The sequence below is a fragment of the Ancylomarina subtilis genome (assembly GCF_004217115.1).
Taxonomy (GTDB): Bacteria; Bacteroidota; Bacteroidia; order Bacteroidales; family Marinifilaceae; genus Ancylomarina; species Ancylomarina subtilis.
Map to the genome: position 1 here is coordinate 1,509,835 of NZ_SHKN01000001.1, position 25,845 is coordinate 1,535,679.

Genomic DNA, 25,845 nt, shown 5'->3' on the forward strand with positions numbered 1-25,845 from the left:
AATGAACGAATATAAATTAATCTTAAATGACGAATACACAATAACAGATTTTGAAAATAGTGAAATAGAAATATCTTACGCTTTGAAAGACATAGTAGAATTTGCAACCCGTAAAACATCTTTTTCAAAAACGATTTCTATTCCAATCACACCACAAACAACAGCATTTTTTAAAAGTGCTGATATGATTAATGATATATCTTTTGATACATCTAAGAAAGTAAAAGCCGAATTATTTGAAGATGAAGTTTCAATATTAAGGGGTTCAATGTATTTAGAAAACATCTACCCGAATAATAAATATGAAATCATAGTAGCAAAAGACGACCTAAATATATTTGTTGATATGGCTGAAAAAGACCTATCAGAACTTCATTTTGAAGATAACAGATATTCACACAAGATTACTAAACAACATATCTATGATAATTTCCACAACATAAACACAGGTTCAGGAATCAATTATTTATTCTTACAGAATGATAACGAATACAAATACGGATATTTATTCACTCAGGATTTTACATCTTATTACCCTTCGGTTTGTGCAAAAGAACTATTCGAAAAAATCATATTCGACAACGGTTATACTTACAGCATAAGCGAGAATGTAAGCAAATACTTAGACGAACTTTACTTACCATACAACGGAGGATTAGAGAAATTTACAACAACTTATAATTACTTGAAGTCACACTTTGAACCAAATAGAACAAATTCAAGCTACGTTCAATTTTCGAACGGACTCCATAAAAACCAAATTTACTATTACCTAGAAGATTCTGATTACAACTATCAAGGGAACGGAGCAAAAGAAACAAAGACTTCATTATCTGCGAAAGTATCAGGAATCTATCAATTTGATTTTACAGTAAAAGCAAGACTAGACACCACAGACGCAGACGAAAAAGAAACTATCAAATTCGTTTTAAAGAATGGATTCAATGAGACCGTAGATTTAGGAGAACTAGAAATAGGAAATACAGCCAAATCGGAAACGTTTCAATCTGAACCTATTTTTATTGAATTCAATAATTTAGCGACTGTTTGTGTTGAATGTGATGATAATTCAAAAGTTCAAATTTATCAAAACGATACATCAATAAACGGATATATTCAAAACTACTTATTCGAAGGAAATAAGGAAATCAATATTAATAATGTTTTACCCGTCAATTACAAACAAAAGGATTTCTTCAACGATATCTTAAAGGCTTTTAATTTGCACGTGTATTCTGATTTATTGGAAGACAGAAAATTAATCTTTGAAACTTTCGACGACTTCAACACCGAAGAAATATTAGATTGGTCTGAAAAGTTAGATTCAAATTCAATGAACTTTAAAGACCTGACTTACAAATTACCGAATAAACATACATTCGGCTTTCTTGATTCAACAGACATTTATAATAAGGATTTCAAAACAAGATATGATAAAACATTTTCTACGTTATCAGTTTTAAACAACAACGAATTAGCAGCACAGAAGGAAGATAAGATTACATTAAAATCAAGTTCTACGCCTGTTATTCGAATGAATGACTATGTTTTTATATCAAATGTTTTCGAAAAAGCTGGAAAGACAAGCTTTAAACCGAAGATGTTGTTTGTAAATCAATTCGATTTGACGAATACAAGCTTATCGGAACTATTCACTTCTGACAATAATTACACTGCAAAAGACTACACAAAATTCGTTACAGGAACAGCATATTACAACGGAGATATTGAAAATTCTGAACTTACTTTTTCATTTGATAATTCGAAAACATATTACAACAATGAATACAAAGACACATTTTCGAATAACACCCTTTACAACAAGTTTTATAAAAGCGATGTTGAACCAAAGATAAACGGGAATTTTAAGCTTGTAGAATGTGAATTACTATTAGATAAATATGATATCAACCAATCGAATTTCAAGAAGCTTATTTACATTGAAAATGATGAAATAGGAAGCGCATATTATAGAATCAATGAAATCAAAAACTATAAAAATTCGAACACGCTTTGTAAGGTTGTTTTAGTAAAAATCAACGATGTTGTAATAGCACACGAACCAACAATTAAAGCGGAACAAATTGCATTATCAGATGCTTCAATAGTGGAAGCAGATAAAAATTCTTATTCGGGTGGTTCATCTTCTTCAAGTTCTTCAAATGTGGATTTATCCAAGTATTACGACAAAGCAGAAACAAACACTTTATTGTCTGAATACTACAAAGAAGAAGAAGCGAAGGATTATATTGATGCCATAGCGAACAACACAGTTAAAAAGACGGGCGAAGAATCACAAACAATCGAAGGTAATTTATTAGTAACAGGTAATATACTTGCATTTGCTGACGATGGAACAATAGGAGGTTCAATATTTGATAATCTACCATTAGCAAGCACAACAAGCAAAGGTATAGCACAATTTGACCCTAATAACTTTGATGTGGTTAACGGTGTTGTGTCTGTTAGTAAAGCCGGATTAGATGAAACTGAATTAGCTACTTATTTGACTTCAAATAATTATGCTACTCAAAATTGGGTAACAACTAGGAACTATCTGACATATCAAGACATTTCTAATTATGCTACGCAAGATTGGGTAACAGATAAGAACTATCTAACAACTCATCAAGATATATCAGCATATGCGAAAACCTTAGATGTTTGGACTAAATCAAATATTCCAAATCTTGATAAAATAACAATAGATGAATTCGGGAATTTATTAGTTCCTGGAAATGTTATTTCTTATTCAGATGGTCAATCAGGCGGTTCAATATTTGACAATTTACCTATCACTTCAACCACATCGAAAGGAATTGCACAATTCTCAGATTCATATTTTACAGTTAATAACGGTGTTGTAAGTATTAAAGATGGCGTAGGAGGTGGACTTGATGAAGCTGAATTAGCATCTTATTTGACTACTAATAAATATATCACTGATTCTTATTCAAAAATAAGTAATTGGGATGAAGCGTATAATAATATGTTTAAGCTTGAACGATTCGACGAAAGCGGAAACAAAAACCTAACCCCTAATGTGTTTCTTAGCAAAGAAGATAATATTACTAGTGGCTATTATATAAGTTATGTTAGCGGTGCTAATAGGCTCAAATTGAGGTCAGGTTATGCGGATGATTCAGGAAAGTTAGGAAACATAGCAGCAGCTAATTATGCTAGAATTGATACTCCTAATACATTTGGAAATCAGCAAACAATCAAAACAGGTTCAGATTCTAATTTAGTATTACAAGATGCTTCAGGCGGTGACGGTTGGAATCTAATTGACTTCATAGATGGTAACGGTACTAGACAAGCTAAGATAGGTATATTCGGTTCAAGTGGTTTTCAATACTCAGATGCTAACGGTGATAGATGGAATATTTACCACTCAGGAAACAGTAATAAAAGTGATGTAGATTGGACAACTAGATTTTTAACCTCACACGGATTAGCAACATTAAACCACGGATTAATAGCAGGTTTAGGAGATGTTGAGAAGTTTAGAGTGACTAGTGATGGAACTAAAACAACAGGAAAGCACCTGATATACACCAATAGTTCTATAGTTGATGCGCTACAGATTCGCAAAGGGTCATATAATGCGGGCGGTGTCGGGATATCTTTTTCAGATCAAACTTCTGAAGCGCAAGTTGGTTATTTAAGATTCTATCATTCAGATTCAGATAATTCAGTCGGTTGTGGTTCTGTATTTAAATTCTCATCAACTGAAGCTCATCACGGTGTAGTATTGGAAAATACAGAAGGAACTTCAAACTTCTATGTCGGAACTAAGGGTGTATGGCACGCAGGGAATTCAGGAACAAATGCAATAGATTGGAAAGCGAATAGCGTTGATGTTGTAAATGTTGGATTAAGACACCCAACAAGCTATGAAAATAGATTTTGGTTTGGTTATACTAGTGATAACCATAAAGGACTTTGGGGTGCAACTATAAAATCAACTCACGCTTCATACACAAATGCAGCTCAATTAGTTTTAGATATTAACAGCAAAAGCATCTATTCTGACTCAGACATTTATACAAAAGGTGCTATTACAGCAGAGAATAGATTAAAAGTTCAAAGTGGTAGTTATAAAGGCGATGGAGGTTTTGATAATGTCGGTCTAATACTAGATAACACCCACGCAACAACAGGAGAATCAGCAGTATCATATAAAAACGCAGGAACAAGCGGAACAGGTTCAAATTATTGGATTCACGGACTAAATCAATCGAATTTATTTAAGTGGGCATACGGAACATCTTTTACAGATGGTAATGCAAAATTAGTATTAGACACATCAGGAAATTTAACAGCTACGGGAAACGTTCAATCTTATTCAGACGAAAGAATAAAAGATAATATCAAGCCAATAGAGAACGCAACAGAATTAATTAAGCAGTTCGACGGGGTTAGATATACTAGAAAAGATTTAGAGGATAAGAAAAGAATTCATATCGGATTTAGAGCGCAAGACGTTGAAAGGGTTTTACCTGAATTGATAGAAACGCAAAATGATGAAATGAAAACCAAAACGATGAATTACGCACAATACACAGCCGTTTTGCATCAAGGTTTAAACGAAACAAATAATAGAGTTGATGAGCTTGAAAAGCAGAATAAGGAGCTTCTAAGAAAGATAGAAGTATTAGAAAAAAGAATTAATTTATAAATGTCAAAAATTGGAGAAACAAACGTAGATATAGCAGAAGTAAAAGCGGTTCTAGGTCATAATAGTAATGACTTAGGAACGCTTTGCAAGTCACCTAACATTAATATGTTTTCAAAAAAGAAGCCAATTAATAATAGAAGAGGTGATATTAATTCAACAGATTGGTATGTTGGAACAACAGGAGATTACGGTTTATCAATTCCGTCTTTCTCAACATCAAATAATACAAATTGGACGCATAAAAAACCTGTGGGCGGTGAAACTTCGCCCTATTGTTTAGGAGATTTTAGAGGGTATGACTCAACAGCAAGACCAGTAATAGGAATTCCAGAAGACAATATTCCCCCGACCTTAAATGTAATAAATAGTGGAAGTCTAGCATTTCTATTTGATATGAATTTTGATGCATCGGGTATTACTCCAACTGAATTAGGTTACGGAGCTTATTATTTAGGGGTTAGAGTAGTAGGAAAAAACGGGGTTTCAAAAGAATTTACAACAGCTTCACAAATACAAAACCAAACTGATTTCCTCGTAGTTGATTTTTCTAAATCTCCCTTTAATAATACAAATTGGGTAGGACAAACAGTAACATTTCAGCCGTTTATTTGTAGTGGAAAACAATCAGATCAAGACGGAAATGCAATAGCGTTAGGAGATAAACGAGGTTTGCCGTTTGGAACATTTAACGGAATTAAATATGTAAATCAATTCAGTGTTAAGATTGAAAAGAAATCAACATTTCACGCAAATATTACACTTATTAATGATGATAACGGTTCTAGTGGTTGGAAAACTCCCGAATCTACTGAAAATGTGAATTTCTCAACGGGTAATTTTAGTAATGCTTTAATTTCGAAAGGAAGTCTAGCATTTAAATTTAAAGCGGTTGGAAATGCTGAAATCAGCAATCTAGATGTTACTATATCTACTTATTTCAACACAACATTTAGTGCAAATGCTATGAATAGTCTTTATAAAGATGGTGTTAAAGTTACATCAGTAAGAGCAACACCCGCAGGAAATGAATATATGATATATATTATGAATTGTTTGAATGACAACGGTGGTCACGCTGAAATGGTAAATAATAAAGCTTCCGAAATATTTGTTTCGTTAAAACAATCGGGTATGATAGCAGGTTCAACGATGTTTGTAGCTGCGACTTCTACCTATGTTTCAGGTGCAGAAGGTGGTGGAATGGGTGAACTATAACTGAATCCAAACACAACCAACAATTAAAATAATAATAAAGGAAGTGACAACTATAATTTCAAAGTTGTCATTTTCTCCTAATTCGGGGTAGAATAATCTAAGGAAATCAACTAAATGTCTTTTCATATGTTAAAGATATTGATTTTATATAAAAAGAATGAATGAATAAATGATTAAAAACAGTATCAATGCACTATTCTTCGGAAGTGGTAGTATTGCGTTTCTAAGTAAAATATGGACTTCGATTGTAATTTTTGCGAACACATATTTTATTACACTATCTTTTATTGTGTTTTCGATTACTACTATTTACAAGTTTACACAGTTTCTAAGAAAAGGAAAACACAAAAACTTAATAGTATATAGATTAATAAAAAAAGCCTTTAAAAAGGCTAATAATTATCTAAAACACTAAGATATTTTTGATGATATTTTTTATACTTATCGAAGTAAAAAAATAGATTGTGATTGTTCGCAATGTCTAAATTTAATAACTCTTTGTTGTTCATCAGGACATATTTATAATAGAATATAGACATTGCTTCCATCATATCTGCACGTTCAACATCTACTTCACAGATTTCAATAACTTCGGGGCGAATCTTACGCTTCTTCAACTTCTTTAACCAAACGTTTTTAGGGTTTTCATAAATAGTTTCGCTTAAATGCTGTGATAACCTTTGTTCTTTGGTTCGTATGGTCTGCCCTATATAACGGATTTTCTTTCGTGTTAATTTCCCGTGATGAATATAAGGATGAACAATTCCGTATATAACTGCTTTCATAATAGAATAGTATTAAATCTTATAACAAATATAAGCTTAAACTATAATATTATGCAAACCAGAAAATAAAAAAAAAACAATTTTAAAATTAATGAAATGGATAGACAAATTAGGCAATCTTTTAGGGGGTGATTTACTCACAAAAGCAAAAGATATAATAGATGAATGCTTTACTTCTGAGGAAGAAAAAAACAACTTCGTTTTAGAATTAGAAAAACAAAAATTAGAGGGGAAAACAATAGATTTAGAATATATTTCATTACAAATTGAAGATGTAAAATCAGCAAGGGAAGCAAATGTAAAAATTCAACAATCTGAAAATGCTTCTTGGTTAGCTAAAAACACACCTTATATTATTGATATATCACTAAATATTATCTTTTGCGCAAGTATTGTATTCGCTTTTATCACAGAAGATAAAGAATTAATATTATTCTGTTTGGGTATGCTTACTGCACGATTCGGTGACGTTGTAGGATTTCATAGAGGAAGTTCAAGCAAAGTAAAGAGGTGAAAAAGCAAAGAAAGAACCGTTCTACTCCTATCTATTATCCTTATAATATTATCTAAGTAGGAACTTTTTTCGTGTCAAAAATCCAACGAAAGAAAAAACAAATTCTATCATATATTTATTCTTATAATATTATCTAAGTAGGAACTTTTTTCGTGTCAAAAAATATTAAGATAGTATTGGATAGAACAAGAAAACAACACTTTTCAAATGTCAAATAAATCAAATTTGGCAAAATTCCACTATAAAATATTTATATATAATTATGTAATTAAGTCTTAATATTTTAAACTTTTATTACAAAATCTACTATAAACTTTATAATACAATTTTAGAAATAATTGCTTAGTGTCATTCGCTATTATTTCGACCCGAAAGAGGAGAAGCGATTAATTACCGCTTTTTCTTTTACAAAAGAAATGACACGAAAAAACACGACAACGTGAAGAATGACACTTATAAAGAAGTTCAACAAAGAAACCAACCAAAAAGAATTATTTGATGATGTATTGAAAAAATGGTATAACCCAATAACAGAAAATTGGGTTCAAAGATTAAGAAAACCAAGAAATACAAAAGGAGAAGCCAAAGGAAAAGCACTAACAAAGATTGAACAAGACAATTACACAATCTACAAGTTTGCAAATATTATCTTTTCAACTGACAAAATCGAAGATGAAAGAATTTCGATATTCATTACAAAACTTATTAGAAAATACTATTCAAAAGTAAGAATGGATGAAAACGAATTTATCGATTTTGACATACAAGAAAATGAAATAGAGGAACAAAAAAAGCTGATTAAAAAGCAATCATTTGTTCATATCAAATCAGAAGAATTAAAAGCATTATTAGGAAGCAACTATAATACAACCTTAGATTTATTAACACAAAAAGGATATGTCGAAAGAAAGAAAACTTCATTTATTATCAAGAATGGTTTTAAGGTTTCTACAATGATTTATAAACCTTCTAAGGCTTTATTATCGAATCGATATACAATGAAACCAGTAATTTATTCAAAGGTTTACAAGACCGTTAAAACAAGTTTTGAAAACAAATGCAAGGAGTTTGAAGGAACATATTTAGAAAACTTCAAATCAAGTATTTCTTTTAAATTCAATATCGATTTAAAGTCATATAATGAAATAATTGAACAGAATTATAATAGATATTTCAAAGAAAAATTAGAAGAAATTGAACAAAAACAGGCTGAAAATTTAGCAAAATTTGAAAAAACATATAAAAACAATCTGAAATATAAAAAATCAGGTAAGGAAACAAAGTCTTTCGCTAAATATCAAAAGTTTTCAGATAGATATTTTGCTTTGCTTGAAGCAAAACCGCTTACAATTGAAGAGTTAAAAGAAGAATATTTACAATACTATTTTGCAATGAAAAGTTGGGATATGTCAAACTACTATGACAAAATTGACTTTTTCAAAGTAGATGAATTTTCGGGTAGATTACACAGCATTTTCACTAATATTCCTTCAATATTCATAGATTATAAATGGAGCAATCAAACCGATATTACATCTTGTCAAATGTCATATTTAGCACAACTATGTTATAACGAAATAGGAACTAACGATTACACAACCAAATTCAACGAATTAGACGACATATATAATCACTACAAAGGCGACAAATCAAGAACTTTATTCAAAACAAATATGTTGGCTTCTGTATTTGGTCAAACCAACGGCAAAAACCACCAACTATTTTGCACGACGTTTCCGCAAGCAGGCGAATTTATCACAGAATACAAGCAGAATTACAGCTATACAAATAGAAAAGGTAAGAAGCTTGATAAGGTGTTTAGTTCTTTATGCTGCGAATTACAACAAAACGAATTAGAAACGTTTCAGAAGCTTTGGAGCTTCCTTTATTCTCAGAATATACCCTTTGTTTCAAAACACGATTCAGTTGTTTTAAAGAGTCAAAAGCATTTGAATATTGCGGTTGAAAAACTGAATGAACTTTTATCAGAAGATTTGAAGAACGTGAATTACAAATTACATTAAAAAATAAAAGAATGACACTATAATGAATAATATAAATGAACACACACAACATCTTTATATGATGTATGATAATGTTAATAAACTAACAAAGATAGGTATAGCAAAACGACCAGAAATAAGATTAAAACAGATTCAAAATGCATTAGGATTAACAGGAATAAAATTAATAGATGTTGTTTATGGTAAATCCAATAAAGAAAAAGAATTACATAAAATGTTTAGTGAATATAGAGTTGATAAACATCCTATGTCATTAGTTGATGATTATAACGGACAAGGAGGACACACAGAATGGTTTAAATTAGATAAGAAAACACGTAATAAATTAAAAAAAATCTACAAAGACTTATCAGAAGATAATAAATCATTCGAAGAAACATATAAATTCTATTTAAAAAGAGACATACTTATTGAAAAAGAATACAAGATGCATATGAAAGGAATTAAAACCAATAAATATATTTCTAAGGTATTATACGAAATGTCTGAAAGAGATTGTGAAAAAGCTCTAAGTGTTCCAAAAGATAAAAGAGATAAAGAACAAAATTCCTGTATAAAATTCAACAACTCTATGTTTTATTCTATGAAAGAAACTATAAAAAAACCTGAAAACATTTATTACACAAACATTATAGATGATAAATACTTTATTAAATATAAACAGTTTAATTACAATAATGAAGACATAAGAATATGTCAAAAATTATTTATCGTCAATAAAGAACCAATTGATTTACACGAAGTAATTCATCATATCTATTGCAATAATGGAAAAATAGATAGTTTGTTTGATAATCTTATGGATACTGAAAGTCAAAATATCAATTTAGATACACACTCAAAAATGTTAGATGTTGTAAAAGAAGAATTAAAATATTATTTGATTAATAAAGGATATGATAACAATAAATTAATTAATTTCATAATAGAAAATACGAAACCAAGAAACGTTTATTCAGAAGCAGAAATAAGTGAATCTTTTGGATTATTCCAAAACTAATACAGATATTTCAAGAACGTAAATAATAAAACATTCAAAAAACATAAACTTTTTTGAACTTTCATCATATAAATAGTGTCTTAAAGCAATTTACAATTTAATGTTCATATTTATGAATTTTATTTTTAAGAGTGTATCAAATCGATACACTCTTTTTTTATGAAAAAATGTCAAAAAATGGAATAATTTGAACAGGTGATTTTAATATATAATTCTAAACAAATGATTTAGAATGAAAATTAAATTCACAAATGAAGAACTAAAAGAAAAGATTGAAAATGATGAAATAAGACAATATAGAAACTCAGTATATTATTTTTCAAGGGATGCATTGTCATACAACATCAAAACGGGTTTAATGATGAAACCAAGCATAAACGGCGGCGGTTATTTAAAATTAGACTTATGGATTGACAAAATAAGAAAACAAGAATATTTGCATCGAATAGTCGCTGAAATATACTTAGGAGAATGCCCCGAAGGTTATTTAGTGAATCATATTGATTTTGATAGAACGAATGATAATATTGAAAATTTGGAATATGTTTCAGCCGAAGAAAATACAATTCACTCAATTGAACGAATCGTTGAAAAACGAAGAAAAATCACGAACGAACAAATATTAGAATTCAAAGAGTATTTGAGGGAAAATCCAAAAAAAATAAATTATAAATATTTTATGGAAAAATTTAATGTTTGCCGAAGAACCCTTTACAACATCAAAACGGGAAGAACTTGGAAACACATTTATTAAAAATGGAATATTTTGGACAGGTGATTTTTATATATACTATTATAAGAAACACTAAAAAAACAATAATAATTAAAATATGAAACTAAACAAAGAAGAAATGAAAACGTTTCTTGAATTATCAGATATGGAATTAAGACACGCAAAAGGCGTAATGATATTTCCACAATCAGACGGAACATATGTTTTGTGTGATAAGAAAATGAAAGCAATAGAAATCGGAGTTTATCACGAACTACTAACCATTTTAAGAAAGGCAAAAGCTAAAAATATATTTCAAAACATAGCTGAAAGCAACGACGATTTAGAAGCAACATTTGTATTCTATTAAAAACAAAAATATAATAATTAAGATATGAAAACACCAAATTACAACGCTAACCAAAGAGACACATTAAACAAGATTTTCGACAAAGGAGCAAAACACGACTTTACAACTATGGATAAAGAAATAATTGATATTTTATTAGAACAATTAATTACGAATATATCAATTATTCAAGGTGTTAAACGATACAAGACAATAGAAGATAGATATACAATAGACGAAATCAACGACTATTTATTACAGATGAAAATTAACGAATCAAGAAACTCATAATTATATTTTCTCACCCTTTCAACCTACTAAACAGCCATAAAATTTTAATTGGTTGAAAGGGTGTTTTTTCAAAATATAATTACAAAAAAAATAATAAATAAAATATGAAACCAAATACATTTTCAACAGTAGCAGACATTTACAACTTAGTTGAATCATATACAGAACAAATAAATGAATCTAAAAAGAAAACAGAAGCTTTAAAAGATGAATTAAACGATAAATTATTAAATCACACTAACAAATTAAACGGTTGCACGTTCTCTCTTAATATGTCTTTATTATTAGACGATATTTCAAAGAATAAGAATATTGATAATAATAATAGACAATCTTTAATTTCACTTTCATATCAAGCAATTCACAAATTTAAATCAGAAATGGTGAATACTGTTCGAAAAATCAAACATTCATTCTTTGATATTACCGAAGAAGACAAAGCCGAATTAGAGCGACAAAAAAATAATAATTAAGAAATGGAAATATTTATAATAATATATGTATGGACTATAATCTCGTTTTTTGTGGGATTTAACCGAGGTGAAAAGAACCAAGAAAGAAAGCAGATTCAACAAACTGAAACAGTTATTAACGGAATAACATTCAAAGGAGTAAGTAAAGAAAATCTTCCTTTGATAACCTTTATTTATGAAGATGAACAGGAAGTTAATGTAAAGAATGAAAACAAGATTCACGCAATTGCACCGACTTTTGGCGAAATCGCAAAAGAACAAAAAACAACTATTAAATAAATGAAAGATGTAAAAAGATTTATTAGTTGGATATGTGAATATGAATTTATGTGGGCTGAAATACATCAAGGTAATAATGGTTTTGAAGTAAGTATTTATAATGAATGTTACAGCGAATCTTCTAATTACCCTATAAATCCTAATGATAAGGATGTATGGATTAAACTACAAGAAGATATTAATAATGGCTATAATGATGATGATGAAATTGAAATGTTGAATGATTATAAAAATCATATTCGCAAACTAATATTAGACGTAGTTTTCAAATAAGCGATTCTAAGCAACGTTAAAATTTCAAATGATGGATTATATAAAAACACAAAAAAGCCTTATCAGATTTAATCTAATAAGGCTTTTAAGCTTTCATTTTCTTGGATTGAAAACGCATCATTTCGTTATAAATTTAAACATTTCCCGAATTTCTCTTTAACAACTTCATAAAGATCATTTTCAATTATTATATATTGTAATTGGTCATAGTAGCCTATGTCATATTCGTCTTTTTTAATTTCTTCAAATGTCATAGGAAATTTAGTATCTTTATTAAAAATATTTAAAGCTTCTTCTAAATGATCGTCAGATACTTGAACAACTTTTCTATTAACTTCGTAAAATGATAGTTTCATATTCTGTTTTTTAATTAAGCACAAAAATAACATAAAAATTAATTATTCCCTTTCTAACCCTACGCAGCTATTTTTAATTCGTTGTTCTTGGAAAGAATTTCAATTTGTTCATTATTGAAAGTTCTATTACTTGACATTGTGTTTTCCCACGCTCCAACGATATAATATTTACTTTCTTCTTCTACTTCTTCTTCGATTTCAAATCCTTTAAAGTCGGTGAAATCAACAAGAAACCCTTTCACAACAGAACGAATATCATTGAAATCTGAATAGACATATTCGAATATTTCGCTTCGTTTCTTGTTTTGCTCCCAATCCATAAAATCACAACAAATTAATATTTCGTCTTCAAGGTCATCAATAGAAATAGACATTTCATTATCTAAGACATTTGCAACTACAAAACCTTTACTTTCTATTGTTTGTTCAACATCTAAACATAACACACCCCCGAAAGCACCTAACAAGGCTTTTACAACTCTTATTTCAATTTCTGTTCTCATCTACTTTTATTTTTTAGTTATTATTTACGCAGCTATTTTATAATCTTTCAATAATTCAATTCGAATTTCTTTTTGAATATCTGAAAATGATTCTTCGTCTTCGTCCTTATCTTCGTCTTTGTCCTTTTCCATTTCAATGCTTGTTTCGATAAGATTGTGGTCATTGTAATAAACAAAATCAAAAATTTCTTCTACTGTATCGTTGATATTTGAATAAATATCTATCACACAATCATATCTAAATTCTTCTTCACCGTTCCATTCTTCATTAATAACCGTAGTTAATTTTAGTTCAAAGTCGGGGAGAATTTCAATTTCAAAAGTAAGCACCCAATCAAATCGAAAATTGAAAACTAACTTTTTTCCGTTCTTCGATTCACTTTCAAATTCAAATAATGAATCTTCATATAATTCAATCGCTTGAACTAACTCAGCGTTTTGCAATTTGGTCTTATCTATTGTTGTATTTTCAACAATTTCTTCTTTCATATCTTCTTTTTTAGCTGGTTTAAAATCTACTTTAATAATCTTTGCTTCTTCTACTACTTCAACAACTTCATAGGCTTCTAAACGCTCTATAAATGACTTCAAATCGTTCCATTTGCTAACGATCTTTTTTCCATCTATCTCAGTTGAAAAGACTGAAATATCGTGTTTGATACTAAGCTTTTGACACACTTTCAAATCTTTATAGTCGAATTCAAATGTAATTGAATGCTTATCACTTGAAATCTGCTTTTTATTCTTCAAAACAGGCAATAGAATAAATTCAGTCTGTTTAATATTCAATTGAACGTATCTATTGATTCTATCAAATTCATTCTTATGCAACTTAGTAGCCATAAAATTTTTATGGTTGTTGTCTAAATAAGTTATAATTGTGTTATTATTTCGCATATTTTTTAAGTTTTAGTTTAACATAATAGTAAAATTTCAGGCATAAAAAATACTGGCATATTCAAAAGACTACTTTTAGCCTAATATAAACCAGTATTAGCACAATTAGGAAACTATCCTAAGTTTTAATACTTCATCAACCATTGAACCTGATCAGGGTGCAATGAGTAATAAAACCGATACGTCTAGCGGTTCTAATACATTACAAATATAAGACGAAAAATCGAGATTTCCAAAATTTCTTTCTTATAATTTGTTTTTCACATTCACTTAACAGGGCGTAATATTTGAACAATACGCTTCTTTGAGCAAATGCTTTGCAAAGTTAATATAATTAATTTAAAGAACAAACTTATTCGGATATTTTTTCTAAACAAAATCATACGACATTAACAACACATAATATTATAAACCTATTTGAATTCGTATTTCTGTTTATTAATATAGATTAATATAAAAGGACTTCATTTAAGACTATTTTAAGCCGTTTTAACGATTTCATACCCTTTGTTTCCGCTACTTTAATAAGGGGCAAGATTCGACCCACCTTAAAACGGCTTAAAATCGTTTCCACTATTCAAACCACCTGAAACGAAAAAAGACCCCTTATATAAGGAGTCTTTTAAAAATATGGTTTAGTTGTATGCTTTTACTTCATCGAATCAAATTGTTTTTGCTTTTCGATTAATTCAGCGTCTATCTTTTCTTTATCTTTCTTTAACTTGGCTAAATCAGCTTCAATAGTTTCTTTCAATACTTTTGCTTCCCTTTCAACTTTTGCAACTTTCTCGAATTCCAACACCTTAATAATATTGTCGATTTCCGAAGAATCAATATCAATCAATAATGACTTCAAAACCTTATAGGAATTTTCATCTTCAATTTTCAATTCTTCATTCGGGGAAGTTCCGAAGATTACCGAAGTAATTGAATTTTTATCTTCTGCTTTTACCAAGCCATTAACCAAAGAAATTAATTCTTCTGAACTGAACTTATCAAAGAAGTTTTTGATTCTCGTTCCGATTTGTGTTGAAGATGGTGTATCAATCACACCAAATTTAATTAGCTCACTTGCTACCGTTGGCGTAATACTTTTATTCGATTTGATTAATTCGGATAAGTTTTCTTTTGCGCTTACTAATTCAGCCGAAGCAACGTAAATTTTCTTTTCTCTTTTCTTGGTTTCCTTTTTTGATTCTTTGTTTGTTTCAGTCATTGTAATATATTTTTAAAGTTCGTTTGATAGTGTTTTTTATAGACTACAAATATAAAACAATACAATCGTATTATGCAAAATGACATTCGAATAGACCCCACCGACCAATTAAAATAAAAAAAAATAGGAAGCATTTTTAATATGCTTCCTAATTTGCTTCCTAATTTATATTTTTATTTAGTGCTTTGCCTTGTTTTATTGGAGTTTCAGAGCTTCAATAATGGCACTGATAACAAAACATAGCCATAATTTAAAATTTTATCGTGTTATTATTTGAGTTCTTAATTTACAAAATCAAATGGAGGCTGTCTAATTATTTCGCCAACAGCCTAACTCCCTTTCGACACTACAAATATGAGCCAATCTCTCAGCAAAAAGTGTAACGAATGTTACAAACACAAAAGCTTTTAAGAGTTTTTCATCTTTTAATCTCTTTACCGAACTAAAACCAATCGATTTTCTCAAAAAAATAATCAAAAGTCAAGAGGCAGCTATTGTCTCCATCTTTTCCCCAACTCAATTATTTCATTAACTTTGGTATAATCATATAAATCCATAAGATAACCGCCAGAAGGTACAATCAAATTTTAATTGTAAGCTCATGTTAAAAAAAGCATTGCTACTATTTGCAGTTGCACTCATCTCGCTTTCATCCTTTGCTAAGGGGAAAAAAGATATTACTGTTGTATTCTATAATGTAGAAAACCTTTTCGATACCATTAATAATCCTGATAAAAGGGATAATGACTTTACCCCTATGGGAAAACTACAATGGGATACCAAGCGTTATAACGACAAAATTTCCAAACTCAGTTACGTTTTAAGCTCAATCGATAAGGAAGAACTACCTGCTCTTGTTGGGCTTTGTGAGATTGAAAATAGAGACGTACTTGAAGATCTTATCGATCAAGAGAAATTAAAAAAAGGCAAATACAGAATTGCCCACAGCGAAAGTCCTGACAAAAGAGGGATTGATTGTGCGCTGATCTACCAAAAAAGCCGATTCAGATACATTAAACAGGAAAGCATAAATATTGAATTCCCCTGGGAAAAAGAATACAAAACCAGGGATATCCTTTATGTACAAGGTTTAGTTGGCAGAAAAGACACCTTAAATATCTTTGTGAATCATTGGCCTTCTCGTCGTGGCGGACAGGAAAAATCTGAAAAAAACCGAGTATTTGTAGCCAAACAATTAAGGAAAGCAGTGGATAAAATACAAGCAAAAAATCCTTTTGCCAAAATCATTATCATGGGTGATTTCAACGATGAACCAACGGATAAAGCTGTAGCAGAAACTCTAAAAGCCGGCAACAATAGAGACTCTGATAATCCCATGGAATTATTCAACCTGATGTATGATATGAAGGTCAATGGAGAAGGAACTTATAACTTCAGAGGTTCATGGAATATGCTTGACAATTTAATCGTCTCTAATTCTTTGTTAAATGGCTCAAGAGGATATCAAACCCTACACAATGCCGGTCGAATCTATCGCGACAAATGGATCTGCTTTAAAAATAAAAAAGGGATTCTAACGCCCAATAAGACCTATGGAGGGACAAAATATTATGGCGGTTTTAGCGATCATTTCCCTGTTTATTTCAAACTGAAACGCTAAACAAGATCAACAACACTTTGTTTCAAAAAAATTACCTTAAGGATTAGAGCATATGCATTTCATGTATATGCTCTCTTTTTATTAGTTTTACAACAACAAACAAAGTAAACATTGGCACATGGATTTTAAACTCGTATCTAAATTTCAACCCACTGGTGATCAACCCGAGGCTATCAAACAACTTACTGAAGGGTTGAATGATGGTCACCCCTTTCAAACCCTTTTGGGTGTAACGGGTTCGGGGAAAACCTTTACCATTGCCAATGTCATCAAAGAAGTTCAGCGACCTACATTGGTTTTAAGTCACAACAAGACTCTGGCTGCTCAGCTATACGGTGAGTTTAAAAACTTTTTCCCGGACAATGCCGTTGAGTATTTTGTCAGCTACTACGATTACTACCAGCCGGAAGCCTATCTGCCCACTACCGATACCTATATTGAAAAAGATCTGGCCATAAACGATGAGATTGAGAAACTAAGATTAAGTGCCACTTCTGCCCTGCTTTCCGGCCGTAAAGATGTGATTGTTGTTTCCTCTGTTTCCTGTATTTACGGTATTGGTAATCCTGAGGATTTTCACGCCAATGTTTTGGAATTGAAACAAGGCCAACGTGTCTCTCGAAATAAACTGTTACTCTCGTTTGTAGATGCCCTTTATTCAAGAAACGAAGTTGAATTTGAACGAGGTCATTTCAGAGTTAAAGGCGATACCATCGATATTTTCCCCGCTTATGCCGATTTTGCTTATCGCATTATTTTTTGGGACGATGAGATTGATGAGATCTATTCTTTTGATCCTATCAATGGACAAAAAATAGAGCGCTACGATAGAATTACAATTTATCCTGCCAATATTTTTGTTACGAGTAAAGATAAGGTCCAGAATGCCATAAAAATGATTCAGGATGATATGGTGGCTCATGTTGAATACATGAAAAGTATTGGCAAGCATCTGGAAGCCAAACGTGTTGAAGACAAAGTTAATTTCGATTTAGAGATGATTCGTGAATTGGGTTATTGTTCTGGTATTGAGAACTATTCCCGATATTTCGATGGCAGGGCACAAGGTTCACGTCCTTTCTGCCTGATAGACTATTTTCCCGATGATATTTTGATGGTTGTGGATGAAAGTCATGTCACACTTTCACAGGTGAAAGCCATGTATGGAGGCGACCATTCGCGTAAAGTCAATCTGGTAGATTACGGGTTCCGTTTGCCATCAGCACTCGACAATCGTCCTTTAAAATTCGAGGAATTTGAAGCCTTAAGTTCACAAACAATATATGTCAGTGCAACACCATCAGATTACGAATTGGAAAAGTCCGAAGGTGTAGTCGTGGAACAGGTCATTCGTCCGACAGGTTTACTTGATCCGCAAATTGACGTCCGTCCAAGTTTGAATCAAATTGATGATTTGGTTGCCGAAATTCACAAACGAAGCGAAATTGACGAACGCGTTTTAGTCACAACACTAACGAAACGTATGGCCGAAGAACTTTCGCAATACTTTGCTGATTTAAATATTCGTTGTCGCTATATCCACTCTGATGTTGACACGCTTGACCGGGTTAAAATTATGGAAGATCTCCGATTGGGATTATTTGATGTTTTGATTGGCGTCAACCTGCTACGTGAAGGACTCGACTTACCCGAAGTTTCACTCGTTGCCATTTTAGATGCAGATAAGGAAGGCTTCTTACGCTCTACAAGAGCATTAATTCAGACTGCCGGTCGTGCAGCTCGTAATGTCAATGGCTTGGTTATTATGTATGCCGATAAAATAACCAAATCGATGCAGGAAACCATTGACTCAACAAACTACAGGAGAGAGAAACAATTGGCCTATAATGCCAAACACCACATTACACCGACTCAAATTATCAAGGATAAAACCAGCATCATGCAAAATGATGGTGTAGATCCCAAGGCATATTGTGGTCCTGAAACCATTGAGATTGCGGCAGATCCAGTTGTTCAATATATGAGTAAGGAAAGTCTTGAGAAATCGATTGCCCAAACGAAAAAATCCATGCAAAAGGCAGCCAAAGAACTCGATTTCCTTCAGGCAGCCCAATATAGAGATGAAATGTACAAACTTGAAAAACTTCTGAAAGAGAAAAAATAATTTTATTCTCAAAATCAATATATAGCAAAGAGGCTATTGAAAATTAATTCAATAGCCTCAATCTATTTTTTCACAGTTCTAAACGATTAACCCAAGTAGGTCTTAAGCAGTTTAGATCTTGAAGTATGTCTTAAACGTCGAATCGCTTTCTCTTTAATCTGACGAACACGTTCACGTGTTAAACCAAATTTCTCACCGATCTCTTCAAGAGTCATTTCCTGAATTCCAATACCGAAAAATAACTTGATAATATCACTTTCTCTTTCTGTTAGAGTAGCCAGGGCACGATCGATCTCTCTTGTCAGCGATTCGTTCAATAAACTACGGTCAGCGATTGGTGAGTCATCATTAATCAGTACATCAAGTAAAGAATTATCTTCTCCGTCAACAAAAGGTGCATCTACTGAAATATGACGTCCTGATACACGAAGGGTATCAGCAACTTTATCAGCAGGTAATTCAAGAGTATCAGCCAACTCCTCAGGAGATGGTTTTCTCTCGTGCTCTTGTTCAAATTTAGAAAAAGCTTTGTTGATCTTATTCAAAGATCCAACTTGGTTCAATGGCAAACGAACAATACGAGACTGCTCAGCCAAAGCCTGCAAAATCGATTGACGAATCCACCATACCGCATAAGAAATGAATTTAAAACCACGAGTCTCGTCAAATTTCTCAGCTGCCTTAATCAAACCTAAATTACCTTCATTAATCAAGTCAGGTAGACTTAAACCTTGATTTTGGTATTGTTTAGCTACAGAAACAACAAAACGTAAATTAGCTCTTGTTAACTTCTCCAAGGCTCTTTGATCACCTTTTTTGATCCGCTGTGCCAATTCAACTTCTTCCTCTACAGTAATAAGATCTTCTTTACCAATCTCTTGCAAATACTTATCAAGAGAAGCACTCTCACGATTGGTAATTGATTTTGTTATCTTTAATTGTCTCATAGTCCCTTTTTCAACTCGAAATATTGCGCAAAATTAGCCTTTTAAAAACTTAAAGCCAAAATTGATTCACATTTTATTCTAGTTATTTATAATTTGTGATTTCGAGTCTGTTAATCTTGCACCAAAGAAAAAGCATAATACTTATGCATTCCATTGGGATAAATACCCGAAATAAATACCCCCTCGTCTTCTATCTCACTTAAAGCCTTACGAATATCATTTTCGCTGGAAATAGGCTTATCATTTATACTAATAATTATATACCCTTTCTTTATTCCTGCATTTTTCAATTTTCCATCAACTAATTTGCTCACCTGCATTCCATATGGAATTCTCAGGGAATACATGTCTTTTTTTGATATCTTTTGAAATTCTGCGCCCAATAAATCGATCTGACTATCCTTAATCAGTTGGGTACCACCAATCATATTACGTAAAGTTAAGTCAAAATGTTTCTTTTTCCCCTTTCTTTTTACTAAAATATTTATTTTATCACCAGGAGCATATTGACTAATTTGTTCCTGTAATTGTGAACTTGTATTTGTTTTCTTATTATCTATTTCGATGATTACATCACCCGAACGAATACCGGCTTCATCAGCGGCACCGTCAGCATTCACGCCATCAATATACACACCTGCGACCTCATCAAGTTTTAATTTCCCGGCTAAATCCGCATCTACACTTCTGATACTAACACCCAAGAATGCCCGTTGAACTTCACCATATTTTTTCAAATCAGCAATAACTTTTTTAAAAATACTTTCAGGGATAGCAAATGAATAGCCGGAATAGGAACCGGTTCTCGACTCAATAGCTGTATTGATCCCAACGAGTTGTCCTTTAGCATTGACCAATGCTCCCCCACTATTTCCGGGGTTTACTGCCGCATCTGTCTGCAGAAATGATTCAATGCTCATACGTCCCCCCATAATACCAATATTTCTCGATTTGGCGCTGATAATTCCAGCTGTAACGGTTGAGGTTAAATTAAAGGGATTACCTACTGCTAATACCCATTCGCCTAGTTTCAATGCTTCAGAATCACCAATATCCATTTTAGGAAAGCCCTCTCCCTTTATTTTTAATAAGGCGATATCAGTCGATGCATCCTGCCCGATTAATTTGGCTTTGAATACCCGTTTATCATGTAAAACAACCTCTATACGATCTGATTGCCTGACCACATGATTATTGGTAACAATATAACCATCATCCGAAATAATAACACCCGAACCTGCCCCCATTGTCGGTTGAGAGTGATAAGAGCGTCCATTGCCAAAAAAGAAATCATAGATAGAACCCGAAGACTTTCCCGCATATAAGGTTTTCACGTGAACGACTGATTTTACCGAGGTCTCAGCTGCATAAGACAAATCAACCAAGTGGGAATCGAAATTCCTTGTAGTCGTGAGTTGCTGTCCTGGAGAAGATACCGACTCACTTTCAGGACTTCCTTTATCCAGATAAATAAAAATTGAAACAGCAATTAAACCTCCCAGAACTGCTGTTAATAGTCTTCCAAAAAACACTTTAGAATTCATAATCAAAAGTTCATATTTATTTTTAATTCCCCGATTTTAGATCATATTTGAATCAGGATTACTATTTTTGACTTTAATTTAATACTATAACCTCATTTTTGTTCAGGTTATTATTATTCGTTAACAATTATTAACATATTAATAAAATGCAAATCTGCTTTTCAAAATACCAAGGAACTGGTAATGACTTCATTCTGATTGACAACAGAGACAGATCTTTTCCATCTGAAAATATTTCACTCGTAGAAAAGATGTGCGACAGACGTTTTGGAATTGGTTGTGATGGCTTAATGCTACTCGAAAACGAAGAGGGATTTGATTTTAAAATGAGATATTTCAACTCTGATGGCAGAGAAGGAAGTATGTGCGGAAACGGTGGGCGTTGCATTGTTGCATTTGCCTGGAAACTGGGTATCATAAAAGACAAGGTTCACTTTATAGCTGTTGACGGTGAACATTTTGCTGATGTCAGCCACGACGATAAACAACTGATTGTGAAATTACAAATGCAAGATGTGCTTGAGATTGAAAATGGCGATGATTTTTATTTCTTAAATACTGGCTCTCCGCATTACACTAAATTCATTGAGGGGCATGCCAGTTTCGATACAGTTACAAATGGTAAAGCCATCAGATACAATGATCGATTTAAAAATGAAGGAACAAATGTCAATTTCATATCTGGCGCAGGGAATCATATTCAGGTGAGCACCTATGAGCGCGGTGTTGAAGACGAAACCTATTCCTGCGGAACCGGTGTTGTTGCTTCCTGTATCTCCGCCAAATTACAATTCAAACCCAAAGACAATCATTTCTATGTCAAAACCAAGGGAGGTAACTTAGAGGTTGTTTTTGATCACAAAGGAGATCAACAATTCGAAAACATTTGGCTGAAAGGTCCTGCTACATTTGTTTTTGATGGCAAGCTTGATATCTAAAAAAGATTAAAATGAAATAAGCCTTCAACCTTAATATGATCGATGGCTTATTTTTTCTATAATTTCACAAATAAACTAATCCCATTTAGCTATTTGATCAGTTTCGACATAGCTATTTATATAATCTAAAGCCTCTTTGGAGTCATTTACAAAAACGTACATTTGTCGAAAAGATTCATTGGCAAAATTCTCCTGATACTGCATATCGAACTGTGCTTTTAAAGCTGAATAAAAACCATCTACATCGACAAAAACAATGGCCTTAGAGTGATAGCCCAGTTGTTTAAGGGTAATGACTTCCATAATTTCTTCAAGCGTTCCGAAACTGCCTGGTAGAGCGATAAAAGCATCGGACTTTTCACGAATCACCTCTTTTCGTTCCTTCATATCTTCAGTCACAATTAGCTCATCAGCGTAATCAGATGCGATTCCTTTCGATTGGATTAATTCAGGAATAACACCTATTACACGACCTCCTGCTTGTTTAGTTGCTAAAGCAGAAGCGTGCATCAATCCGACATTGGTTCCGCCGTAAACAATATGATTCCCCGATTCACCAATGGCACGCCCCAGTTCTCTAGCTGCTTCATAATATTTATCTGCCAGATAATCACTTGATGAACAAAAGACACATATATTTTTACTCATAATCATATTTTATTTAAACAAAAAAGCCCTCGTGAACAAATCACAAGGGCCATTATATAAAACTCAAATTGAAATCTTTATTTCAAGATGTTAATATTAAGCATCGATATTGGCGTAAGTAGCGTTCTGTTCGATAAACTCACGACGAGGTGGTACCTCATCACCCATCAACATAGAGAAAACACGATCTGTTTCAGCAGCATTCTCAATAGTCACCTGACGCAAAGTTCTGACCTCTGGATTCATTGTCGTCTCCCACAACTGCTCAGCACTCATCTCTCCAAGACCTTTGTATCGCTGAATGTGTAAAGCATTTTCTTTTCCTCCAGCCCATTCTTCAATTAGTCTCAAACGCTGGTCCTCGTTCCAACAGTATTGCTGATTTTTCCCCTTCTTAACCAAATACAAAGGAGGTGTCGCAATATATAAATATCCATTTTCAATTAATGACTTCATGTAACGGAAGAAGAAGGTCATAATCAATGTAGCAATGTGGCTACCGTCGACGTCGGCATCACACATGATCACAATCTTATGATAGCGTAGTTTTTCAACATTCGCAGCTTTACTATCTTCCTCAGTACCAATAGTTACGCCTAGAGCTGTGAAAATATTCTTAATTTCCTCACTTTCAAAGACCTTGTGTTGCATAGCCTTTTCCACATTCAGGATTTTACCTTTCAATGGCAAAATTGCTTGAAACTGTCTATCACGACCTTGCTTGGCTGTTCCACCCGCCGAATCTCCCTCGACAAGAAATACTTCACAGTTTGCCGGATCCTTATCAGAACAGTCAGATAATTTACCTGGCAATCCAGAACCACCTAAAACTGTTTTACGCTGTACAAGTTCTCGTGCTTTACGAGCCGCATGACGAGCTGTAGCAGCCATAATAACCTTCTGAACGATCGTTTTTGCATCCTTAGGATGTTCCTCAAGATAATTCGTTAACAAAGCACTTACAGCCTTATCAACTGCAATACTTACTTCCGAATTACCCAATTTTGTTTTAGTCTGACCTTCGAATTGAGGCTCAGCAACCTTTACAGAAACAACGGCTGTCAATCCTTCACGGAAATCATCTCCAGCAATATCGAACTTAAGTTTCGATAACATACCTGATTTATCAGCAAAAGCTTTCAGTGTTCTGGTCAAACCACGACGGAAACCTGTCAGGTGAGTTCCCCCTTCAATCGTATTGATATTGTTCACATACGAATGGATATTTTCAGAGAAAGACGTATTGTACTGCAAAGCAATCTCAACAGGTACCTCATTGTTTTCGATAGAAACATGAACCGTATCTTCGATCAATCTCTCACGAGTACTATCTAAATATTGAACAAATTCCTTTAAACCCTCTTCCGAATGAAAGACTTCTGATCTAAATGAACCGTCTTCATGTACATCTCGCTTATCTGTCAGTTTAAGAGTGATTCCTTTATTTAGGAAAGCCAACTCACGTAAACGAGCCGATAAGATATCGTACTTGTATTCTGTTGTTAGAAAAATAGAGTCATCTGGTGTGAAAGTGATATTCGTTCCAGTAACTTCAGTTTCTCCAATGATTTTAACATCTGCAAGAGGTTTACCTTTTGAATATTCCTGTAAGTAAATTTTGCCATCTCGATGAATTTCTGCTTTCAAAAGCGTTGAAAGTGCATTTACACAAGACACACCAACACCATGAAGACCACCAGAAACCTTGTATGAGTCTTTATTAAATTTACCCCCAGCGTGCAAGACGGTCATTACAACCTCCAGGGCTGATTTATTCTCTTTCTGATGAAGTTCTGTAGGAATACCACGCCCATCATCTTTTACGGTAATAGAATTATCTTCATTTATGAAGACTTCAATATTTTTACAATGCCCGGCTAAAGCCTCGTCAATGGAATTATCAACCACCTCATAAACCAAATGGTGCAACCCTTTAACATTAACATCACCAATATACATTGAAGGACGTTTACGAACCGCCTCTAAACCTTCTAATACCTGAATACTATCCGCTGAATATTCGGCATTTTCATTATTCACATTTTCTAAATCACTCATTTATCAGATCTTTAGTATTATTTTGGAAGAAGTCTGAAAAAGAACATTCTTTTTCAAAAAAAAAGAATCTCGATTACAGATTCTAAACATTCGAAGTTAGATCTCAAATTAGTCAAGGGCACAATAGGAATTAACAAACAAATTAAAAAGGATTAACTTTTCTATCAATCAACACATTACGACAATTTTAACTAAATTTTATTGAGATAAGCAAAGATAATAAAAATGATGAATTTAGCTTACCAAATCGCAAGAAAAAAACAAGCTAAAATGGTCTTTATTTTGAATGATTTATTTGGCATAAAAAATGGCTCGAGTTTTAATCCTAATGAAGATTAAAAACCCGAGCCATTCTTCTTGTGATTCACAATATCTCGTATTAAAAATTATAAAACG

General features: G+C 32.4%; 23 protein-coding genes. 14 read left to right on the top strand and 9 right to left on the bottom strand.

Going from position 1 to position 25,845, the window contains the following annotated elements; genetic code table 11:
• Position 1 precedes the first annotated feature (1 nt).
• Together EV201_RS06110 and EV201_RS06115 are read left to right on the top strand one after the other, a co-directional pair.
• On the top strand, positions 2–4,681 hold the full coding sequence (locus tag EV201_RS06110; protein WP_130306616.1) for a tail fiber domain-containing protein: 4,680 nt from the start codon (positions 2–4) through the stop codon (positions 4,679–4,681).
• Positions 4,682–5,896, top strand: a complete 1,215-nt coding sequence (locus EV201_RS06115) for a hypothetical protein (protein ID WP_130306618.1) — start codon at positions 4,682–4,684, stop codon at positions 5,894–5,896.
• 392 nt (positions 5,897–6,288) lie between these two features.
• Here EV201_RS06115 and EV201_RS06120 read toward each other — a convergent pair whose 3' ends face one another.
• Complete coding sequence (locus tag EV201_RS06120; RefSeq protein ID WP_130306620.1) at positions 6,289–6,681, bottom strand: GIY-YIG nuclease family protein; 393 nt, start codon at positions 6,679–6,681, stop codon at positions 6,289–6,291.
• A gap of 91 nt (positions 6,682–6,772) precedes the next feature.
• On the opposite strand from EV201_RS06120, the gene EV201_RS06125 reads away from it, so the two are divergent.
• From EV201_RS06125 to EV201_RS06165, 9 genes are all read left to right on the top strand, one after another.
• Complete coding sequence (locus EV201_RS06125) at positions 6,773–7,195, top strand: hypothetical protein (protein WP_130306622.1); 423 nt, start codon at positions 6,773–6,775, stop codon at positions 7,193–7,195.
• 446 nt (positions 7,196–7,641) lie between these two features.
• Positions 7,642–9,219, top strand: a complete 1,578-nt coding sequence (locus tag EV201_RS06130) for a hypothetical protein (RefSeq protein ID WP_130306624.1) — start codon at positions 7,642–7,644, stop codon at positions 9,217–9,219.
• A 22-nt stretch (positions 9,220–9,241) separates the two neighbouring features.
• Positions 9,242–10,219 carry a GIY-YIG nuclease family protein gene (locus tag EV201_RS06135; RefSeq protein ID WP_130306626.1) on the top strand — a complete coding sequence of 326 codons (978 nt, stop codon included), beginning with the start codon at positions 9,242–9,244 and terminating at the stop codon, positions 10,217–10,219.
• A 232-nt stretch (positions 10,220–10,451) separates the two neighbouring features.
• The gene (locus EV201_RS06140) at positions 10,452–10,973 is read left to right on the top strand and encodes an HNH endonuclease signature motif containing protein (protein ID WP_130306628.1); all 522 of its coding nucleotides are present in this window, start codon (positions 10,452–10,454) and stop codon (positions 10,971–10,973) included.
• A gap of 76 nt (positions 10,974–11,049) precedes the next feature.
• On the top strand, positions 11,050–11,301 hold the full coding sequence (locus tag EV201_RS06145) for a hypothetical protein (RefSeq protein ID WP_130306630.1): 252 nt from the start codon (positions 11,050–11,052) through the stop codon (positions 11,299–11,301).
• Between the two features lie 24 nt (positions 11,302–11,325).
• Positions 11,326–11,571 carry a hypothetical protein gene (locus EV201_RS06150; protein ID WP_130306632.1) on the top strand — a complete coding sequence of 82 codons (246 nt, stop codon included), beginning with the start codon at positions 11,326–11,328 and terminating at the stop codon, positions 11,569–11,571.
• A gap of 104 nt (positions 11,572–11,675) precedes the next feature.
• Positions 11,676–12,044 carry a hypothetical protein gene (locus tag EV201_RS06155; protein WP_130306634.1) on the top strand — a complete coding sequence of 123 codons (369 nt, stop codon included), beginning with the start codon at positions 11,676–11,678 and terminating at the stop codon, positions 12,042–12,044.
• Between the two features lie 3 nt (positions 12,045–12,047).
• Entirely contained in the window at positions 12,048–12,323 is a 276-nt protein-coding gene (locus EV201_RS06160) for a hypothetical protein (RefSeq protein ID WP_130306636.1), read from the top strand.
• Complete coding sequence (locus tag EV201_RS06165; RefSeq protein WP_130306638.1) at positions 12,324–12,596, top strand: hypothetical protein; 273 nt, start codon at positions 12,324–12,326, stop codon at positions 12,594–12,596.
• A 125-nt stretch (positions 12,597–12,721) separates the two neighbouring features.
• Here EV201_RS06165 and EV201_RS06170 read toward each other — a convergent pair whose 3' ends face one another.
• The 4 genes from EV201_RS06170 to EV201_RS06185 form a co-directional block, all read right to left on the bottom strand.
• Positions 12,722–12,952 (bottom strand): hypothetical protein, encoded by a 231-nt coding sequence (locus EV201_RS06170; protein ID WP_130306640.1) that lies wholly within the window; start codon positions 12,950–12,952, stop codon positions 12,722–12,724.
• A 59-nt stretch (positions 12,953–13,011) separates the two neighbouring features.
• Positions 13,012–13,455: a hypothetical protein gene (locus EV201_RS06175; protein ID WP_130306642.1), complete on the bottom strand. Its 444-nt coding sequence runs from the start codon at positions 13,453–13,455 to the stop codon at positions 13,012–13,014.
• Between the two features lie 24 nt (positions 13,456–13,479).
• Positions 13,480–14,352 carry a hypothetical protein gene (locus EV201_RS06180; RefSeq protein WP_130306644.1) on the bottom strand — a complete coding sequence of 291 codons (873 nt, stop codon included), beginning with the start codon at positions 14,350–14,352 and terminating at the stop codon, positions 13,480–13,482.
• A gap of 649 nt (positions 14,353–15,001) precedes the next feature.
• Positions 15,002–15,568: a hypothetical protein gene (locus tag EV201_RS06185; RefSeq protein WP_130306646.1), complete on the bottom strand. Its 567-nt coding sequence runs from the start codon at positions 15,566–15,568 to the stop codon at positions 15,002–15,004.
• A 601-nt stretch (positions 15,569–16,169) separates the two neighbouring features.
• Between EV201_RS06185 and EV201_RS06190 the strand changes: the two genes are divergently transcribed.
• Positions 16,170–17,189, top strand: coding sequence for an endonuclease/exonuclease/phosphatase family protein (locus EV201_RS06190; RefSeq protein ID WP_130306648.1), 1,020 nt, complete (start codon positions 16,170–16,172; stop codon positions 17,187–17,189).
• 118 nt (positions 17,190–17,307) lie between these two features.
• Positions 17,308–19,314: an excinuclease ABC subunit UvrB gene (gene uvrB / locus EV201_RS06195; protein WP_130306650.1), complete on the top strand. Its 2,007-nt coding sequence runs from the start codon at positions 17,308–17,310 to the stop codon at positions 19,312–19,314.
• A gap of 86 nt (positions 19,315–19,400) precedes the next feature.
• Here uvrB and EV201_RS06200 read toward each other — a convergent pair whose 3' ends face one another.
• Both EV201_RS06200 and EV201_RS06205 read right to left on the bottom strand, forming a co-directional pair.
• Entirely contained in the window at positions 19,401–20,261 is an 861-nt protein-coding gene (locus EV201_RS06200; RefSeq protein WP_129254610.1) for a sigma-70 family RNA polymerase sigma factor, read from the bottom strand.
• Positions 20,262–20,371: 110 nt separating this feature from the next.
• Positions 20,372–21,805, bottom strand: coding sequence for a trypsin-like peptidase domain-containing protein (locus EV201_RS06205; RefSeq protein WP_130306651.1), 1,434 nt, complete (start codon positions 21,803–21,805; stop codon positions 20,372–20,374).
• Between the two features lie 146 nt (positions 21,806–21,951).
• On the opposite strand from EV201_RS06205, the gene dapF reads away from it, so the two are divergent.
• On the top strand, positions 21,952–22,743 hold the full coding sequence (gene dapF, locus EV201_RS06210) for a diaminopimelate epimerase (protein WP_130306653.1): 792 nt from the start codon (positions 21,952–21,954) through the stop codon (positions 22,741–22,743).
• Between the two features lie 75 nt (positions 22,744–22,818).
• On the opposite strand, the gene EV201_RS06215 is transcribed toward dapF, so the two are convergent.
• Entirely contained in the window at positions 22,819–23,391 is a 573-nt protein-coding gene (locus EV201_RS06215) for an LOG family protein (RefSeq protein WP_130306655.1), read from the bottom strand.
• Positions 23,392–23,487: 96 nt separating this feature from the next.
• Positions 23,488–25,449, bottom strand: a complete 1,962-nt coding sequence (gene gyrB / locus EV201_RS06220) for a DNA topoisomerase (ATP-hydrolyzing) subunit B (RefSeq protein ID WP_130306657.1) — start codon at positions 25,447–25,449, stop codon at positions 23,488–23,490.
• Positions 25,450–25,845 lie beyond the last annotated feature (396 nt).